The sequence below is a fragment of the Ramlibacter paludis genome, from assembly GCF_022012305.1.
Classification (GTDB): domain Bacteria; phylum Pseudomonadota; class Gammaproteobacteria; order Burkholderiales; family Burkholderiaceae_C; genus Ramlibacter; species Ramlibacter paludis.
In genome coordinates this window covers 255,438-273,205 of record NZ_JAKLTM010000003.1, presented here as the reverse complement: position 1 = coordinate 273,205, position 17,768 = coordinate 255,438, and the positions used below count along the sequence as shown (strand labels likewise).

The 17,768-nt window shown below is 68.7% G+C and carries 16 protein-coding genes; 5 read left to right on the top strand and 11 right to left on the bottom strand.

What is annotated here, in order from left to right; translation table 11 throughout:
• The first annotated feature begins 32 nt into the window (after nt 1-32).
• Complete coding sequence (locus LZ009_RS11805; RefSeq protein WP_430300292.1) at nt 33-1,022, top strand: Bug family tripartite tricarboxylate transporter substrate binding protein; 990 nt, start codon at nt 33-35, stop codon at nt 1,020-1,022.
• Between the two features lie 98 nt (nt 1,023-1,120).
• On the opposite strand, the gene LZ009_RS11800 is transcribed toward LZ009_RS11805, so the two are convergent.
• The 6 genes from LZ009_RS11800 to LZ009_RS11775 form a co-directional block, all read right to left on the bottom strand.
• A complete protein-coding gene (locus tag LZ009_RS11800; RefSeq protein WP_275698121.1) occupies nt 1,121-2,635 on the bottom strand; it encodes a T6SS phospholipase effector Tle1-like catalytic domain-containing protein in 1,515 nt (504 codons plus the stop codon).
• A gap of 75 nt (nt 2,636-2,710) precedes the next feature.
• Nucleotides 2,711-3,763 carry a hypothetical protein gene (locus LZ009_RS11795; RefSeq protein WP_275698120.1) on the bottom strand — a complete coding sequence of 351 codons (1,053 nt, stop codon included), beginning with the start codon at nt 3,761-3,763 and terminating at the stop codon, nt 2,711-2,713.
• Nucleotides 3,764-4,303, bottom strand: a complete 540-nt coding sequence (def, locus tag LZ009_RS11790; RefSeq protein WP_275698119.1) for a peptide deformylase — start codon at nt 4,301-4,303, stop codon at nt 3,764-3,766.
• A complete protein-coding gene (locus tag LZ009_RS11785) occupies nt 4,300-5,652 on the bottom strand; it encodes a type II toxin-antitoxin system HipA family toxin (protein ID WP_275698118.1) in 1,353 nt (450 codons plus the stop codon). The genes def and LZ009_RS11785 overlap by 4 nt, the downstream gene beginning before the upstream one ends.
• Before the next feature lie 2 nt (nt 5,653-5,654).
• Nucleotides 5,655-5,903, bottom strand: a complete 249-nt coding sequence (locus tag LZ009_RS11780; RefSeq protein WP_275698117.1) for a helix-turn-helix domain-containing protein — start codon at nt 5,901-5,903, stop codon at nt 5,655-5,657.
• 45 nt (nt 5,904-5,948) lie between these two features.
• Nucleotides 5,949-6,560, bottom strand: coding sequence for a helix-turn-helix domain-containing protein (locus LZ009_RS11775; RefSeq protein ID WP_275698116.1), 612 nt, complete (start codon nt 6,558-6,560; stop codon nt 5,949-5,951).
• A gap of 195 nt (nt 6,561-6,755) precedes the next feature.
• Here LZ009_RS11775 and LZ009_RS11770 point away from each other — a divergent pair, with 195 nt between their 5' ends.
• Complete coding sequence (locus LZ009_RS11770) at nt 6,756-7,175, top strand: YbaN family protein (RefSeq protein ID WP_275698115.1); 420 nt, start codon at nt 6,756-6,758, stop codon at nt 7,173-7,175.
• A 4-nt stretch (nt 7,176-7,179) separates the two neighbouring features.
• On the opposite strand, the gene ligA is transcribed toward LZ009_RS11770, so the two are convergent.
• The 4 genes from ligA to LZ009_RS11750 form a co-directional block, all read right to left on the bottom strand.
• Nucleotides 7,180-9,237: an NAD-dependent DNA ligase LigA gene (ligA, locus tag LZ009_RS11765; protein ID WP_275698114.1), complete on the bottom strand. Its 2,058-nt coding sequence runs from the start codon at nt 9,235-9,237 to the stop codon at nt 7,180-7,182.
• A 2-nt stretch (nt 9,238-9,239) separates the two neighbouring features.
• Nucleotides 9,240-10,286: a cell division protein FtsZ gene (locus LZ009_RS11760; protein WP_275698113.1), complete on the bottom strand. Its 1,047-nt coding sequence runs from the start codon at nt 10,284-10,286 to the stop codon at nt 9,240-9,242.
• Entirely contained in the window at nt 10,283-13,798 is a 3,516-nt protein-coding gene (gene smc, locus LZ009_RS11755) for a chromosome segregation protein SMC (RefSeq protein WP_275698112.1), read from the bottom strand. The genes LZ009_RS11760 and smc overlap by 4 nt, the downstream gene beginning before the upstream one ends.
• A gap of 97 nt (nt 13,799-13,895) precedes the next feature.
• Nucleotides 13,896-14,285, bottom strand: a complete 390-nt coding sequence (locus LZ009_RS11750) for a VOC family protein (protein ID WP_275698111.1) — start codon at nt 14,283-14,285, stop codon at nt 13,896-13,898.
• Between the two features lie 77 nt (nt 14,286-14,362).
• On the opposite strand from LZ009_RS11750, the gene LZ009_RS11745 reads away from it, so the two are divergent.
• On the top strand, nt 14,363-15,124 hold the full coding sequence (locus tag LZ009_RS11745) for a C40 family peptidase (protein WP_275698110.1): 762 nt from the start codon (nt 14,363-14,365) through the stop codon (nt 15,122-15,124).
• Here LZ009_RS11745 and LZ009_RS11740 read toward each other — a convergent pair.
• Nucleotides 15,121-15,552 (bottom strand): hypothetical protein, encoded by a 432-nt coding sequence (locus tag LZ009_RS11740; protein ID WP_275698109.1) that lies wholly within the window; start codon nt 15,550-15,552, stop codon nt 15,121-15,123. The two genes, LZ009_RS11745 and LZ009_RS11740, sit on opposite strands and share 4 nt — an antisense overlap.
• Nucleotides 15,553-15,700: 148 nt before the next feature.
• Here LZ009_RS11740 and dapC point away from each other — a divergent pair, with 148 nt between their 5' ends.
• The gene (gene dapC / locus LZ009_RS11735) at nt 15,701-16,900 is read left to right on the top strand and encodes a succinyldiaminopimelate transaminase (RefSeq protein ID WP_275698108.1); all 1,200 of its coding nucleotides are present in this window, start codon (nt 15,701-15,703) and stop codon (nt 16,898-16,900) included.
• A gap of 10 nt (nt 16,901-16,910) precedes the next feature.
• Nucleotides 16,911-17,744, top strand: coding sequence for a 2,3,4,5-tetrahydropyridine-2,6-dicarboxylate N-succinyltransferase (dapD, locus tag LZ009_RS11730; protein WP_275698107.1), 834 nt, complete (start codon nt 16,911-16,913; stop codon nt 17,742-17,744).
• Nucleotides 17,745-17,768: the final 24 nt, after the last annotated feature.

Here is a 17,768-nt window from a genome sequence, read left to right as displayed (position 1 = left end):
TTCTAGGGCCGCTTGCTTCTCAAGGACCGATGATGTTGAAGACTTCCGCCCGCCGCGGCTTCGTGCTGCTGGCCCTCGTCGCCGCCGCCGGCGCCTCGTTCGCCCAGTCGAAGGCCACCGCCGCCAACTGGCCCACCAAGCCCGTGCACATCGTCGTCGGCTTCCCCGGCGGCTCCACCCCCGACCTGGTGGCGCGCACGATCGCCGAGCCGCTGTCGAAGGCGCTGGGCCAGCCGGTCATCGTCGACAACAAGGTCGGCGCGGGCGGCAACATCGCCGCCGACTTCATCGCCAAGGCGAACGACGACCACACCATCGGCGTGATGATCAACGGCAACATGACCATCGCCAAGATGCTGAACCCGGCGGTGCCCTACGATCCTCTGAAGGCCTTCCAGCCGATCAGCCTGATCGGCACCGCGCCGCTGCTGCTGACCGCGCCCGCCACCGCCAACTTCAAGGACGCGCAGGAGTTCTTCCTGGCGGCGCGCAACGGCGGCACCAAGTGGAGCTACGGCTCGCCCGGGGTCGGCACCGTGGGCCACATCGGCATGGAACTGCTGAAGACCAAGACCAACATCGACCCCGTGCACGTGCCCTACCCGGGCAACCCGCAGGTGATCAACGCCATGATCAGCGGGCAGATCCAGCTGGCCCTGCTGCCGCCCGCGCTGGCCGATGCCCAGATCAAGGCCGGCAAGCTGAAGGCCGTGGGCGTGACCTCCACCAGCCGCAGCCCGCTGGTGCCCCAGTACCCCAGCCTGAACGAGCAGGGCATCCGCGGCTTCCAGCTGGAGATCTGGACGGCCGCCGCCGCGCCCCAGTCCATGCCCAAGCCGATCGTCGCCAAGCTCTCGCAGCTGATCGCCGACATCGCGCGCTCGCCGGAAGTGCGCTCCAAGCTGTTCCAGCAAGGCTGGCAGGTGGCGGGCACCAACGCCGAAGGCCTGGCCAACCGCATCAAGGCCGACACCGCCCTGCTCGGCGGCGTGATCATCATGCGCGGCATCAAGGCGGAATAAGCGCAGCGTGTGATTGCGGGCTTGACCCGCAATCCATCTCCCGCGGCCGATGGAGCCACGGGAGGTGGATCCCGGCTCGAGGCCGGGATGACCATGTTTCAGGCCACCGCGAGGTTCACCCGCCCGCGGTTGTTGCCGTAGTAGTTCCAGGCATCGTTGGCATAGGCGTAGAAGTAGCCTGACTTCTGCGGCGTGTAGTCGCAGCCCTTGCCGATCGCGAAGCTCTCGTGCGGCGCCAGGTGCTGGCGCTCGTCGACCCCGCCGCCGTTGGCGATCGCGCCCACCAGGCAGAACCAGGGCATGTTCTCGTGCCTACGCGTGAACTTGAAGTCGGCGGCGCGGTTGCCCGTCGCCTTCTTCCACGCTTCCTCCGCCAGCCCCAGCGCCGTGCCGCCCAGCTGCGCCAGCTTGCCCAGCTGGAAATGGCCGTCGCCGCTGCCGTCCGGCCCGCACTTGATGGACGCATCCATCCACTCGCCGTCCGCCCGGAACCGGTAGCGCCGGCCGGCCTCGAGCCAGAGGCCCGTTGCGTTCCAGGGCTGCGCGGCGAACACCTTCACGTCAGCCGGCACCAGATGCGCGATCGTGCGGTCTTCGCGGTACGGACACTGGTGGATGGGCGGCGACTTCTGCCGCGCGATCACCGACGGATGCAAGGGCGCGTCGGATGCGGACAGCAGCGGAGCACAGCGCGGCTGCGTGGGCAGCAGCAGGAACGGGCCGTCGCAGGAATCGTGCAGCACGTCCAGGTGCGAGGGCCGGATCTGTTCCACCATGCGATCGTCGAAGGCCAGGCCCGTGCGGCGCGCCTCTCCGATCATCCACGCCAGCGCGCCGTCGGAGAGGCCGGTCTCGCGGTAACCGCCGCCGACGTCGCTGTGCACGCCCGGGAACCAGACCTGCTTCGCGTCCTGCCCCGCCCGCACCGACCACAGCGTCGGCTGGAAGGTGGCGCGCATCTCGTCGAGCGCCACCGCATGGCGCGCCACCTGGATGTGCGTGCCCAGCATGGTGTCGTGGAAGGTGTGGTCGTCCAGGTTGTCCAGCAGGTTCAGCAAGGCCATGTCGTCGGGAATGCCCAGCGCGCCGACGGTGTCCCATACGCCCAGGAAGCGGATGGGCACGGCCGCGCCGCCTTCGTGGAAGGCGAGGTTCTTCCAGGACTGCTGGTCGCGCGACTCGACGCGGCGGCGATAGCCTTGCTGGAAGAGGCGTTCGATGTCCTGCCAGATCGCCGATTCGGCCCGGCCGCGCGTGGCGAGCAGGCCGCAGCGGCCGATGAAGCCGGCCAGGCTGCGCACGGTGTAGGCGCCGCGGCTGAAGCCGAACAGGTAGATGGCGTCGCCGGGCTGGTAGCGGTCGCACAGCTCGCGGTAGGCGCTCATGATGTTGCGGTCCAGGCCCGCGCCCGTGCTGCCGCCGGCGATGCGGTCGAACCAGCTGCCATTGGTGCCCACGCCGGGGTGGTAGTAGCGCTGTTGCTCCGCGCCGCGCCCATCGCGCTGCGCCACGGCGTTGAAGATGCGCACGACGTTGGTCGGCACGGGCACGCCGCGGTCGCGTTCGTCGGGCGTGTTCCAGGTGCCGTCGCAGCAGATCACGAGGTTGGCCATGGCAGGGCTCCTTTCGGGGGACGCCGCCATTGTTCACCCGGACGGCGGCCGCGGCCAGCCCCCCGGCCGCGAGGCCTACCTGGGAAAGACGAAGCTGTAGCGGTAAGCGCCGTCCACCACGCGCGCAGCCAGCGCCGAAGCCTCTTCACGCGAACCGCCGAGCTTGGCTGCGTAGTAGGCCGCCAGGGCGTCCTGCGCGGGCAGGAGCTGCTGCCGGATGCGCTGGTGCAGCTGGCCATAGCTGCGGCCGCTCCGGGCCCAGGCCGCCAGCGCGGCATCCACCTGCTCGCGGGTGTTGTAAGGCTCGGCCACGACCCATGGCCGCATGGCCGCATTGGCCCAGAGGTGCTCCATCTCGACCCGCAACCTGGCCGTCGGCTGCAGCGTCCCTTCGTTGTTGCCCGGGCCCAGCGCCGCGTCGAGCAGCGCCGCAAGACGACGCACGGGGGCGGGCAGGAGCTGCGTGGCTGCGCGCACCGGAGGGCGGAACTCGATCTCGCACTCCTGCTGCACCCCGCCCGGGGTGACGGTCCACACGCGCCAGGGCGCCAGGAAGGCGTAGGGCTCGCCCGGATGCAGCAGCCACAGCGACGCGCCGGCGCCGTGGCGGAACAGCAGAGGCGGCCGCCAGGTGCCGGCGACGACGGCGGGATACGACGGGCTCCCGGTGCGCGTGCCGGTGGCCGCCAGAAAGGCTTCGGGCGCGACCGCGGCCGGCAAGGCGTAGAGGGAATACTGGTCGCCGCGCCAGCCGAAGGAGGACTCCTGCAGGACCAGGCGGGGCGCATTGCCCGGCGTGCGCTGCCAGTAGACGCTGCGGCCCGCTTCGTCACCGACCTGGGCCAGCTTGTTGAACAGCTCCGCATCGTGGACGATGGCATCCCCGCCGGAGATGTCGATGTCCGTGATCCCCAGGATCGGGGTGCTGCCGAATCCGGACGGCAGGGCCGGCGGGGCATACAGATGGAAGATCGGGGAACGGAACTGCGCCGTGGCAAGCTGCATCGCCTGCTCGCAGGCGGGGCCGCCGCGTCCGCGCTGGCGCGGCCAGTCCGCGGCCTGCGCCGCGGCGGCGGCCAGCAGCACGCACAGAACCGTCACCGCGCGTGCCTTGCGAGCCGGCTCCATTCAGTCGTCCTGTTCGGCGTCCAGCCCCGGGAACAGCACTTCGGTGAAGCCGAACTTCGTGAAGTCGCGCACCCGCATCGGGTAGAGCTTGCCGACGAGGTGGTCGCACTCGTGCTGGACCACGCGAGCATGAAAGCCTTCCGCCACGCGGTCGATCGGTTGGCCCTTCTCGTCGAAGCCGGTGTAGCGGATGCGCGTGTAGCGCGGCACCATCGCGCGCAGGCCGGGCACCGACAGGCAGCCTTCCCAGCCCTCTTCTTCCTCGCCGCCCAGTGGCGTGATCACCGGATTGAGCAGCACGGTGCGTGGCACGGGCGGTGCGTCGGGGTAGCGCGGGTTGACGGTGTCGGTGCCGAAGATCACCAGCTGCAGGTCGACGCCGATCTGCGGCGCGGCCAGGCCGGCGCCGTTGGCGGCCTTCATCGTGTCTTCCATGTCGGCGATCAGCGCGCGCAGCTCGGGCGTGCCGAACTTCTGCACCGGCGGGGCGACGCGCAGCAGGCGCTCGTCGCCCATCTTCAGGATTTCTCGGACGGTCATGGAGGGAGCATAGCGGCTGCGGCCAGCGACGCCGAGCTCCGGCGCAGGCCGGTGAATATCGCGTCCGATACGCGCTGCGGAAATCCAGCGGGCAGCCGGGCGCCGACAGCGTCGATTGCAGTCTCCAGGCGGGCCAGCAAGGGCTCGAGGATGGAAGCTGCGTCGCGCCCATGGCCGCATTGAAACGCAGTGGTATCGAAGTGGCGGCGCACGACGTTCTTGAAGTGATAGTGCTTGTTCTGGCCGAGCAGCGCCATCGCCATCCTGGCCTTGTGCCATGACCACTGGTTGTCGGCTGCACCTACGACCGGCCAGATGGAGACGACGTCATACAGCGGGCAGAGGCGATAGCGGCCGCCCGGCAACAAGCGCAGGCTGAAGTTCTTGGCGTGTCCGTCCGGGGCGGCCAGCATCCAGTAGAAGGCGTGGGCCGCCAGCAACGTGGAAGTGTCTTCGCGCGAGTTCTCGGACTGCGCGAGGACACGCGCCAGGTCGCGCAAGCCAGGGCCACCGTCGGCTTCATACTTGCGTTCAGGAGGCAAGCCGAGTGCCTGGCAGAAGTCTTCCTGCGGCAGGCGCAGCCACCAGCGCCCGGAGGAATGCAACGCGCGATCGAAACGCTCCACCGCCAGCACGCGGTGGTCGCCGAATCGGAGAATGGCGCAGTTCGGCACCGGCAAACCCAGTTCGCGCATCAGGTTGAGGCACAGCCACTCGTTTTCGACCGATGTCGACAGGTCGACTTTCCGGTTGCCGACCAGGCCGAGGGGCAGCTTGAAGATGTGCGTCGTCGGCGTCGCACCGTGCGGCCGCAGCCACTTCCCTTGGTGCCAGAGCAATGCGGTCTTCTCCTGGGCCCCGGCCAGCGACAGGCGGAAATCGTCCTCGCCGGCCTCCAGGCCAGCCAGACCGGGCGGCTCGGTCACGCGTTCCAGGTAGCGCGCAACGTCCTCCTCCGAAAGCTCCGTGCCTTCGATGCGATCCACGCCCGAGGGAACGGAACCTTCCGGAAGCAGTTGCACGGCGCCGACACAATCGCGGCCGATCGCCTGCAACAGGTCGAAGGCTTGATCGGAAGCCGCCTTGGTTTGCCGGACCAGCCGCCTGCGAATCTCTGCGCTGTCCGGCAACAGGTTCTCGAAGTAGCTGGTGACGCGCCGTCCCCGCAAAGGGGCGTCGTCGATGGCAAACGGCAGGGACAGCGAAAGCGGGCGGCCGGCGGGGGAAGCCCGCCAGGCCGGGTCGTAGTGCAATTCAGCGTCGTCCCGTCCAGGCAATCGCCAGGTTCCCACCCGCTCCCCGTTGGACCAGATGGATAGGGCGCGTGCGTGGGAGCGGCGGCCCGCCATGCCTACCACTCGCTGCCGGTTGCGAGGGGACCGTCAGGCTTGGGAGCCACACTGAGGTCGAGCCGAAGCGCGCCGCAAATCCGCAATAGTTGGTCCACGGTCAAGCTGGCGGGGTCTTGCTCCAGCTTGGAGAGCCGCGATTGCCCCAGGCCGATGCGCAGAGCGAGCTCCGCCTGCGACAGGCCCGCCGCTTTGCGGGCCGACTGCAAATAGTGGCCGACTTGGGAAGCCGTCAAGAGGACGTGTTGCACGCTATTCCTTTCGGGAATAGTTTGAGTTTATTCTCTATGGGAATTTCAGTCAAATATTCCCAACAGGACTTTGGACTCCGGGTCAGCGGCGGGATCCGGCGCCACCGGCGCTATCGCGAAACCAAGAATCGCGCCGTTCGCCGCCAGGAAGCTCATGACCTTTTCCGTGCAGTCCGCCCGGAACCACTCCGTCGCGCCGCTTGCCCCGACACCAAGCCTTGCAGCTTCATAAGCCGTCAATCGCCAGGGACGGAATGCGCGGTGCAGAACGCTCTCGAGGTTGTAAGCCGCGGCCTCCGAATCCACCAGCAACTGGCGCCCTCGCAGCACGTCGGCGCCTTCGAGTAGGTCGGCGCGCAGCAGGACATCATTCGCCTTGCCGATTTTCAAGACGGGCAGCACTTTATGGGGTAGCACGTATACCGCGGATCCGCTGCCATCCCCCAATCCCCTGGACGGCACCCACTCCTCCAGAGCCTTCAAGTGGAAGGCAAAACCAAGCGCTTCGAGCACGCGCTCGAGTTGAGCGGCAGTGATGGAACCTGGGCGAAGTTCCATTGCCGACACCCGCTTCTGCGAAAGACCGATCGCCTTCGCCAGCGATGCCTGGCTGAGTCCACGATGCTTGCGCAAGGCACGAAGATCCAGCAAGGTCATGAGTTCCTCCGCCGTTTTCGCCCAGTTTGCACTCCATCGAAGGCCGGACGCAACTGTGGCCCGGCGCGGCCCCTGATCCCGGACCGACCCCACGACTGCCCAGCTCGGCCGGACGCATTCCACATTTCCGCCTTTCCTTATGGGCATGTGCGATTGCGCACCACGCGTACCCGGGGCTGCTGCTATCTTGCTTCCATGGCCAACGAACCCTCTGCCAACACCCGCACGCTCAGCGGCCCCGCGCGCTGGCTGCTGCTGGCGCTGGCCGGGGTCTGCATCCTGCTCGGAGTCATCGGCATCGTGCTGCCGGTGATGCCCACGGTGCCTTTCCTGCTGGTGGCGGCCTGGGCGGCTTCCCGCAGCTCGCCGCGGCTGCACCGCTGGCTGCACACGCATCCGCGCTTCGGCCACCTGCTGCTGGACTGGGAAGAGTTCGGCGTGGTGCCGCGTTCGGGCAAGTGGATCGCCACCGTGATGATGTCCGCCAGCGCCGCGACGCTGCTGATGGTGGCGCCGCAGAAGTGGATGCTGGCGGCCATCGGGCTGGTGGCCGCGATGGCGGCGCTGCTGTACTGGCTGTGGCGGCGGCCCGAACACCGGCCGCCGACGATCTAGCTGCTCAGGCCGCCCCGGCCAGCAGCTTCCGCAGTCCCTCTTCGTCCAGCACCGCCACCCCGAGCGCCTGCGCCTTCTCCAGCTTGCTGCCTGCTTCCGCGCCCGCGACCACGTAATCGGTCTTCTTGCTGACCGACCCGGCCACCTTGGCGCCGGCGGCTTCCAGCATTTCCTTGGCCTCGTCGCGCGACAGCGTGGGCAAGGTCCCGGTGAGGACCACCGTCTTGCCCGTGAGGGGCTTGGGCGCCTGGGCCACCGGCTCGCTTTCTTCCCAATGCACGCCGCAGGCGCGCAGCTGCTCGATCACTTCGACGTTGTGCGGCTGCTGGAAGAAGGCATGCACGCTTTCCGCCACGATGGGGCCTACGTCGGGCACCTCGAGCAGGCGCTCCACCCCGGCTTCCATGATCGCGTCGAGCTTGCCGAAATGCCGCGCCAGGTCGCGCGCGGTCGATTCGCCGACGTGGCGGATGCCCAGCCCGTAGAGGAAGCGCGGCAGCGTCGTGCTCTTCGACTGCTCCAGGCCCGCCAGCAGGTTTTGCGCGGACTTCTCGCCCATGCGCTCCAGGGCCACGAGGTTGGCCAGCCCCAGCCGGTACAGGTCCGGCAAGGTGCGGATGACGCCGGCCTCCACCATCTGGTCGACCAGCTTCTCGCCCAGGCCTTCGACATCCAGCGCGCGGCGCTGCGCGAAATGCAGGATCGCCTGTTTGCGCTGCGCGCCGCAGAAAAGCCCCCCCGTGCAGCGGTAGTCGGCCTCGCCCTCTTCGCGCACGGCTGCGGAGCCGCAGACCGGGCACGTATGCGGCATGGTGAACTGCGCCGCGCCCGGCACGCGCTTCTCGGCAACGACGGAAACCACTTCGGGAATGACGTCGCCCGCGCGCCGCACGATCACCGTGTCGCCGACGCGCACGTCCTTGCGCCGCGCCTCGTCTTCGTTGTGCAGCGTGGCGTTGGTCACCGTGACGCCGCCGACGAACACCGGCTGCAGCCGCGCGACCGGTGTGAGCTTGCCGGTGCGGCCGACGTAGATGTCGATCGCTTCCACGGTCGTCAGCTGCTCCTGCGCCGGGAACTTGTGGGCGACCGCCCAGCGCGGCTCGCGCGTGACGAAGCCCAATTGCTTCTGCAAGGCCAGCGAATTCACCTTGTAGACCACGCCGTCGATGTCGAAGGGCAGGCCGTCGCGGTCGCGTCCCACCGCCTGGTGGTAGGCGATGAGGTCGTCGGCACCGTTCGCGAGCACGGTACGCTCCGAGACCGGCAGGCCCCAGGCCTTGAGCGCCTGCAGCAGTTCGTAATGGGTCTCGAAGGTCGGCCCGCCTTCGATCTGGCCCCAGCCGTAGGCGTAGAAGCTCAAGGGCCGCTGGCGCGCGATGGCCGGATCGAGCTGCCGCACCGCCCCGGCCGCGGCATTGCGCGGATTGACGAAGGTCTTCTCGTTCTTCGCGCCCCTGGCGATCTTCTCGCGCTGCAGCTCGTTGAGCTTCTCGAAGTCGTCGCGGCGCATGTAGACCTCGCCGCGAACCTCGAGAACGGGCGGGATGTCCTTGCCGTGCAGCTTCAGCGGAACCTGGCCAACCGTGCGGATGTTCTGCGTGACGTCTTCGCCGATCTCGCCGTCGCCGCGCGTCGCCGCCTGCACCAGCCGGCCGTCCTCGTAGCGGAGGTTCATCGCCAGGCCATCGAACTTCAGCTCGGCGACGTATTCGACCGGCGGGTCGCCTTCCTTCAAGCCCAGTTCGCGCCGCACCCGCAGGTCGAAGTTCTGCGCGCCGCTGGCCTCGATGTCGGTCTCGGTGCGGATGGACAGCATGGCCACCTGGTGTCGCACCTTGGCGAAGCCCTCGAGGATGGCGCCGCCGACGCGCTGGGTCGGCGAGTCGGGCGTCAGCAGCTCGGGGTACTTCTCCTCCAGCGCCTGCAGCTCGCGGAACAGCTTGTCGTATTCGGCGTCCGGAATCGACGGCGCGTCGAGCACGTAGTACTGGTGGGCGTGGTGGTGCAGCAGCTCGCGCAAGGCGTCGGCGCGCTCCTGGTCTCCGGCCGGAATCGCCATGGTCAGGAAAAGAGGCGCCGCGCCTGCGGCGAACCTGCGGAGAGATCCCGCGCATCCAGCGTGTCGTACAGCTGCTCGAGGTCGTTGCCGATCACGTCGAGCGCCTCGGCCGGGATCACGCGGCCGTCGTCGTCGGTGATGAGTCCGTCCATCGCGGCGGCCAGGGCGATCGCCGCATCGCGCATCCGCACGAAAGGCTGCTCGCTGCGCGGCACCTGCGGCACGTCCAGGCTCAGGGTCAGTTCGCGGATCGCGGACTGCGCGGGGTCGTCCGCCAGCGCGGCCGCCGTCGAGAACGACAGCCCCAGCACCGCCGGCCCGCCCGGCGCGCTGGCGGGCAGCACCATGCGGCCCGGAATCACGCCGGCGACGAAGCCCTGGCGTGCGGCATGCTGGTTGACGTAGCCCGGGCTCCAGGCGGCATTGCGCGCCCGCAGCGTGAAACTGAGCTGGGCATCGTGCGAGCTGGCGAACTGGTCCAGCTCGCGCGCCCGCGCCACCTCGTCGCGCATCTCCGGGAATTCGGGCGAGCCGTTGATCGCATCGGCAAAGGCCTGCGCCTTCATCACGAACTCGGAGTACTCGATGTCGTTCAGCGCGCCGTTGCGGTTGGCCATCTGCACGCCGGCCTGGAAGGCGGTGTAGCGCTCGCCGGCGCGCGGCGTTTCCCATTCCTGGGTCACTTCGTTGCGGCCTTCGATGGCAAAGGGCTTGCTGCCGGCGCGGCGCGTGGGCGGCAGCGCGGCCAGCGCGGCTTCGCCGGCCACGGCCGCGTCGACGGCAATGCCGGCCAGCACGTCGATCAGGTTGTCGAGCCCCGGCTTCTTCTCCGGCAGGGGCAGCGCGCCGAGCGGGCCTTCTTCCTCTTCCGCGTCCAGGGTCGGCTCGATCGGGCCGTCGGGCCGGTCCATGGGCATCGTCGCCTGGATGGTGGTCGGCAGGTCCGGCTGGCGCGGCGTGTTGCGCCGCGTGACCCAGGCGTTCCAGGCCACCAGCGCGGCGAGCACCAGCCCGCCGATGATGGCGAGGCCGACGGTGAATCCGCTCATGCTGCTTCGACCATCGACACGGCGGACTCCATGTCCACCGCCACGATGCGCGAGACGCCCTGCTCCTGCATGGTCACGCCGATCAGCTGTTCGGCCATTTCCATCGCGATCTTGTTGTGGCTGATGAACAGGAACTGGGTGCCCTTGCTCATCGCGCTCACCAGCTTGGCGTAGCGCTCGGTGTTGGCATCGTCCAGCGGCGCATCCACCTCGTCCAGCAGGCAGAAAGGCGCGGGGTTCAGCTGGAAGATGGCGAACACCAGCGCGATGGCCGTCAGCGCCTTCTCGCCGCCCGAGAGCAGGTGGATGGTCTGGTTCTTCTTGCCGGGCGGCTGCGCCATCACCTGCACGCCGGAGTCGAGGATCTCCTCGCCCGTCATCACCAGCCTCGCGTTGCCGCCGCCGAACAGCTCGGGGAACATGCGGCCGAAGTGCTCGTTGACGGTCTGGAAGGTGCTGCCCAGGAGTTCACGGGTCTCGCCGTCGATCTTCTTGATGGCGTCTTCCAGCGTGACCATCGCTTCGTTCAGGTCGGCCGACTGGGCGTCCAGGAACTGCTTGCGCTCGCGCGCGGTCGAAAGCTCTTCCAGCGCCGCGAGGTTCACCGCGCCCAGCGCCGCCACTTCGCGGTGCAGGCGGTCGATCTCGGACTGCAGGCCCGAGAGGCGCACGTTCTTTTCCTCGATCGACTTGCCCACGGCCTCGAGGTCGGCCTGCGCGTCGGTCAGCAGCGTCGTGTACTGCTCCAGGCCCAGGCGCGCCGCCTGTTCCTTCAGCTGCATGTCGACGATGCGCTGGCGCAGCGGGTCGAGCTCGCGCTCCAGCTGCAGGCGGCGCTCGTCGCTCGCGCGCAGCTTCAGGGTGAGGTCGTCGTATTCGCTGCGCTTGGCGCCCAGCGCCTGCTCGCGCTCCATCTTGACCTGCAGGGCGCCTTGCAGTCCCGCCTGCGCCGCGGCATCGGTGAGGCGCGACAGCTCGCTTTGCGCCCGCTCCTGCTCGCCGGCAATCGCGGCCGCCTGCTGCGTGGCCGTCTCGATCGCCCGCTGCAGCTCGCCCTTGCGCGCTTCCAGCGCGCGTTGCGAGAAGGTCGCTTCCTGCGCCTGCCGCTCCAGGCTGCGGTGCTGCTCGCGCGCTTCCGCGAGCTTGCGCTCGGCCTCGATCACGCGCTCGTCGAGCTGGGCATGGCGCTCCTGGCTGTCGGCCAGCTGCATGTCCAGTTCCTCGAAGCGGCCTTCGGCGGACACGCGGCGCTCCTGCAGTTCCTCCAGCAGCGCATCGACTTCCGCCAGGTCGCCGGCGATCTGTTCACTGCGGGCGCGGGTCTGCTCGGCCAGTTGCGTGAGGCGCAGCGTCTCGACCTGCAGCTCGTGCGCGCGGCCCTGGGTTTCGGTGGCTTCGCGCCGCGCCGTCAGCAGGCGCTGGGAGGCGTCGCTGTAGGCGGCCTCGGCCCGCACCAGGGCGGAACGCGACTCCTCGGCGATCAGCACCTGCGCGCGCAGCTGCTTCTCGAGGTTCTCGATCTCCTGCTGGCGCGCCAGCAGGCCGGCCTGCTCGGAGTCCTGCGCGTAGAAGCTCACGCTGTGCGCCGTGACCGCGTGGCCCGACTTCACGTAGATGGATTCGCCGGGCTGCAGCTTGTCGCGCGCGGCCAGCGCGTCTTCCAGCGTCGCGGCGGTATAGCAGCCATGCAGCCAGTCGGACAGCAGCGCCTTCTGGCCCGCGTCGTTCAGGCGCAGCAGGTCGGCCAGGCGCGGCAGCGCGCTGGCGCCCTCGGGGGCGGCGGCGGCCGGCGCGTGATAGAAGGCCAGCTTGGCGGGCGGCGCATCGTTGGCGAAGGCGCGCACCATGTCCAGGCGCGAGACCTCCAGCGAGTTCATGCGCTCGCGCAGCGCTGCTTCGAGCGCGTTTTCCCAGCCCTGCTCGATGTGGATCTTCGTCCACAGCCCTTGCAGGCCGTTCAGGCCATGCTTGGCCAGCCAAGGCTGCAGCTTGCCGTCGGTACGGACCTTTTCCTGCAGCGCCTTGAGCGCTTCCATGCGCGCCGACAGATCGGACTGGCGCGCACCCTGGGTGTTCACGTCCTGCTGGCGGCCACGCCGGTCTTCATCCAGCTGCGGCACCTGCTCCTGCAATTCGTGCAGGCGGGCGGCCGCGGTCTCGGATGCTTCCTGCGCCGCGCCCAGCTGCTGCTGCAGGTTGACCAGGCGCTGCTCGTCGGGCGCGGCCAGCGCGTTGCGGTCGGTCACCAGCCGTTCGCGCCGCTGGTTCAGCTGGCGCGACTGCTCCTCGATGTTGCGCTGGTCGGCGGCCAGCACCTGGATCTGCTGCTGCACCTGGGTGACGGCGCCGCGCTGCTCCAGCGAGCGGGCCTGGGCCTGGCGCAGCGCCTCTTCCAGGTCGGGCAGCTGCATGCCCTGCTCTTCCACCTGCGCGGCGAGCGTGGTCGCCATCTCCTCGCCCTGCATGGCCAGCGCGGCCAGGTTCTCGGTCTCGGCTTCGGCTTCTTCCTTGCGGGCGGCCCACTGGGCGGTCTGTTCCTTCAACTGCACCAGGCGCTGTTCGGCGCGCTGGCGGCCTTCCACCACGAAGCGGATCTCGGCTTCCAGGCGGCCGACTTCGGCGCTGGCTTCGTAGAGCTGGCCCTGCGCCTGGTTCACCTGGTCGCCGGCGGCGTAGTGCGCCTGGCGCACGGTCTCGAGCTCGCTCTCGATGCGGCGCAGGTCGGCCACGCGCGACTCGAGGTCGTTGATGGCCTTGTCGGCGTCGGCCTTGATCTTGGCCTGGTCGGCCTCGGCCTCGGCGCGCTTCAGGTACCACAGCTGGTGCTGCTTCAGCGTGACGTCCGCCTGCAGCTGGTTGTACCGCGCGGCCACCTCGGCCTGCTTCTCCAGCTTGTCCAGGTTGGCGTTCAGTTCCCGCAGGATGTCCTGCACGCGGGTGAGGTTCTCGCGCGTGTCGTGCAGCCGGTTCTCGGTCTCGCGGCGGCGCTCCTTGTACTTCGACACGCCCGCGGCCTCTTCCAGGAAGAGGCGCAGTTCTTCCGGCTTGGACTCGATGATCCGGCTGATCGTGCCCTGGCCGATGATGGCGTAGGCGCGCGGGCCCAGGCCGGTGCCCAGGAACACGTCCTGCACGTCGCGCCGGCGCACCGGCTGGTTGTTGATGTAGTAGCTGCTGGTGCCGTCGCGCGTCAGCACGCGCTTGACGGCGATCTCGGCGAACTGCGACCACTGGCCGCCGGCGCGGTGGTCGGCGTTGTCGAACACCAGCTCGACCGACGAACGCGAGGCCGGCTTGCGGTGCGTGGTGCCGTTGAAGATGACGTCCTGCATCGACTCGCCGCGCAGTTCGCTCGCCTTGGACTCGCCCAGCACCCAGCGCACGGCGTCCATGATGTTGGACTTGCCGCAGCCGTTGGGGCCCACCACGCCGACCAGCTGGCCGGGCAACATGAAATTCGTGGGTTCGGCAAAGGACTTGAACCCGGAAAGCTTGATCGATGTGAGACGCACGAACCCTCTGCCCGCTGACTTCCGATGGAAGCGGGGATGATACCGTGCGCCCCGGCCCCGCCCCCGTCGCCGGTAGTAACGAAGTCCTCCTGCCTGTTCAGGCAGTATCCTCGTGCAGGCACAGGTAATTTCCCTCGGTGTCGCGGAACCAGGCGGCCTTTTCGGAGCCGAGCACGCAGACGTGCTCCACGGTCTTCAGGCCGGGCAGGTCGTAGTCCTCGAACACCACGCCCGCCTGCTCCAGCGTGCGGATGCCGTCGCGGATGTCGCGCACCTGGAAGCTCAGGGCCGTGTGTTCGGCCTTGGTGCCGCCCTCGCGGGGGATCAGCGCGATGGTGGCGCCGTCGGCCAGCACGTACTGGTACCGGCCGTCCACCCTGGGCCCGCCGTCCGGGCGGAACCCGAGCTTGCCCTCGTAGAAGGCCCGTGCCCGGTCCATGTCCTTGACCGGCAGCATGGTGGTGACCCTGGCTTGCGACAGCTGCATGACGTTCTCCTTGGTCGATCGGACCAGGAAGAATAGCCACTGCGGCCGCGGCTTCAAGCCTCCCTAGAATGAATCCCATGCCCTCTCGCCGTCGCTTGCTCGCCGCCGCTCCCCTCTGCCTGCTGGCCGGCTGCGCCACCCGCTTCTACGCCGACGACCTGCCCGACACCAGGCCGCGGCTGCAGGTGCAGCACCCGGGACTGAATCCTTCCAACGGCGGGGTGGCGGTCGATGCGCAGCTGCTGCAGCCGGGCGACATCCTGCTGTCCTCGGCCAACGCCTTCACCTCGGTGGGCATCCGCCTGCTGACGCTGTCGCCGGTGAGCCATGCTTCGCTCTATGTCGGCGATGGCCAGGTCGCCGAGGCCGTGGGCGAAGGCATCCGCAGGCGCGCCCTGCCCGCGCTGCTGGCCGAGGAATCGACCGTCGTGGCCTTCCGCCACCCCGGCGTGCGCCCCGAGCACGTCGAGAGGATGCATGCCTTCGTCCAGGAAACCGTGGGAACGCACTACAACCTGGTGGGCGTGATGCTGCAGGCGCCCTTCTCGATCGAGCGGCGCCTGTGCGAACTGCCCCTGACGCCCGCGCTTGTGCGCGAGTACTGCATGCAGGGCGTGGGCGCCGTGCAATTGGGGCTGGGGCGCAGCGACCGCTTCTTCTGCTCGCAGTTCGTGCTGGAAGCCTACCGGCGGGCCGGCCTGCCGCTGACGGAGACCGACCCGCGCTTCCTCAGCCCCGCCGACCTGCTGCACATGCGCGAGGGCGACGTGCCCTCGGTGCGCAGCCTGCAGGCGCTGGTCTACGTCGGGCACCTCAAGTTCGAGGCGCCGCCGGTTTAGCCTCCGCCCACGTGCATGGTGAACACCGCGCCGTTGTTCAGGCGGCAGTTGCCGGTGCCCAGCGACGGCGTGTTCATCGTGTAGCGGCAGTTGATGTAGCCCCCGCGGTTGCCGCTGCCGTTCGCCACCCCGTCCTTCTGCGATCCCGCGGCGCGGGTGGCCTCGCCGGCGAAGGCTTCGCCGCCGATGTTGGTGCTGAAGTAGCCGCGGCCGTTCAGGTCGTTGTTGACCACCGCCGTCACCATGCCGTACTGCGCGGCCTGGTCGTTGGCGGGGTAGAGGCGCGCCGCGAAGGTGATGGGCGCCGGTGGCGCCATCGGCACCACCGCCGTGGGCCCGGGAACCGACGTGGCCGGCGCCATGGGAACCACGTAGCAGCCTGCCAGCGCGGCGCCGGCCAGCAGGGCGGCGGGAAGAAGGAGCTTCATGGGAATCCAGGTGACCCAGGCACATGCCTGTGCCGCGAATGTGCCGTCGCGGGCCGGCCCGCGTAGCGCAATTGCGCAGCGGAAGCGCCGGTGGCTACGAAGAGTATCGTGATGCGATACCGGAACCCGGCCCGGGGATAATCGCCCCATGAACCCCTTGTTGTCCCGCCTGCAGCCCTACCCCTTCGAGCGGCTGCGGCAGCTGTTTGCCGGCGTCACGCCCAATCCCGCCTACCGGCCCATCAGCCTGGGGATCGGCGAGCCCAAGCACCCCACGCCGCGCTTCATCAAGGATGCCCTGGCGAAGGCCATGGACACGCCCGGCCACGACCTGTCCGGCTACCCGCCCACGGCCGGCACGCCGGAACTGCGCCAGGCTTGCGCGGGCTGGCTGCAGCGGCGCTACGGCCTGCAGGTCGATCCGGCAAGGCAGGTCCTGCCGGTGAACGGCTCGCGCGAGGCCCTGTTCGCCTTTGCCCAGACCGTGATCGACCCGACCCGGCCTGCGGTGGTCGTTTGCCCCAACCCGTTCTATCAAATCTACGAAGGCGCGGCCCTGCTGGCAGGCGCCGAGCCGTACTACGCGCCGAGCGACCCCAAGCGCAACTTCGCCGTCGACTGGGACAGCGTGCCCGCGTCCACCTGGGAGAAGACGCAACTGATCTTCGTCTGCTCGCCCGGCAACCCCACCGGCGCGGTGATGCCGCTGGAGGAATGGAAAAAACTGTTCGCGCTGCAGGACCGGTACGGCTTCACGATCGCGTCGGACGAGTGCTACAGCGAGATCTATTTCCGCGAGGAGCCGCCGCTCGGTGGGCTGGAAGCGGCGGCGCAGCTGGGTCGCACGGATTTCCGCAAGCTGGTGGCCTTCACCAGCCTGTCCAAGCGCAGCAACGTGCCCGGCATGCGCAGCGGCTTCGTGGCCGGCGATGCAGCGATCATCCAGGCCTTCCTGCTCTATCGCACCTACCATGGCAGCGCGATGAGCCCGATCGTGCAATCCGCCAGCGTGGCGGCCTGGAACGACGAGGCCCACGTCGTCGACAACCGCGAGCAGTACCGCCGCAAGTTCGCCGAGGTGGAACCGGTGCTGGCCAAGGTGCTGGACGTGAAGCTGCCCGATGCCAGCTTCTACCTGTGGGCCGGGGTGCGTGGAAGCGACACCGATTTCGCCCGCGACCTGCTGGCTCAATACAATGTGACCGTGCTGCCGGGCAGCTACCTGGCGCGCGAAGCCGGCGGGGTGAACCCCGGCGCCGGGCGGGTGCGGATGGCCCTGGTGGCCGACACCGCCGAATGCCTGGAAGCCGCGCAGCGCATCGTGCAATTCGTCCAAAGCAAGCGTTAAGAAGACTCCAATGACCCAGCAGCTCCAGCAGATCATCGACTCCGCGTGGGAAAACCGCGCCACCCTCTCGGCCGGCTCCGCCTCCAAGGAAATCAGCGAAGCCGTGGAACACGTGATCGCTGACCTCAACATCGGCAAACTGCGCGTGGCCACCCGCGAAGGCGTGGGCCAATGGACGGTGCACCAGTGGATCAAGAAGGCGGTGCTGCTGTCCTTCCGCCTGAACGACAACGTGATCATGAAGGCCGGCGAACTGGCCTTCTTCGACAAGGTGCCGACCAAGTTCTCGCACCTGTCGCCCGAGGAAATGGCGGCCACCGGCGTCCGCGTGGTGCCGCCCGCCGTGGCCCGCCGCGGCAGCTTCATCGCCAAGGGCGCGATCCTGATGCCCAGCTACGTCAACATCGGCGCCTACGTGGACGAAGGAACCATGGTCGACACCTGGGCCACCGTGGGTTCCTGCGCGCAGGTCGGCAAGAACGTGCACCTGTCCGGTGGCGTGGGCCTGGGCGGGGTGCTGGAGCCGCTGCAGGCGAACCCGACCATCATCGAGGACAACTGCTTCGTCGGCGCCCGCTCGGAGGTCGTCGAAGGCGTGATCGTCGAAGAGAACTCGGTGATCGGCATGGGCGTGTACATCGGCAAGAGCACGCCCATCTTCAACCGCGAAACCGGCGAAATGATCTACGGCCGCGTGCCCAGCGGCAGCGTGGTGATCAGCGGCAGCATGCCCAAGAAGACGGCCGACGGCACCGCCTACAACACCTACGCGGCGATCATCGTCAAGACGGTGGATGCCAAGACGCGCGCCTCCACCAGCCTGAACGACCTGCTGCGCGACTAACTACCAGGGAGGAAGTGCCATGGC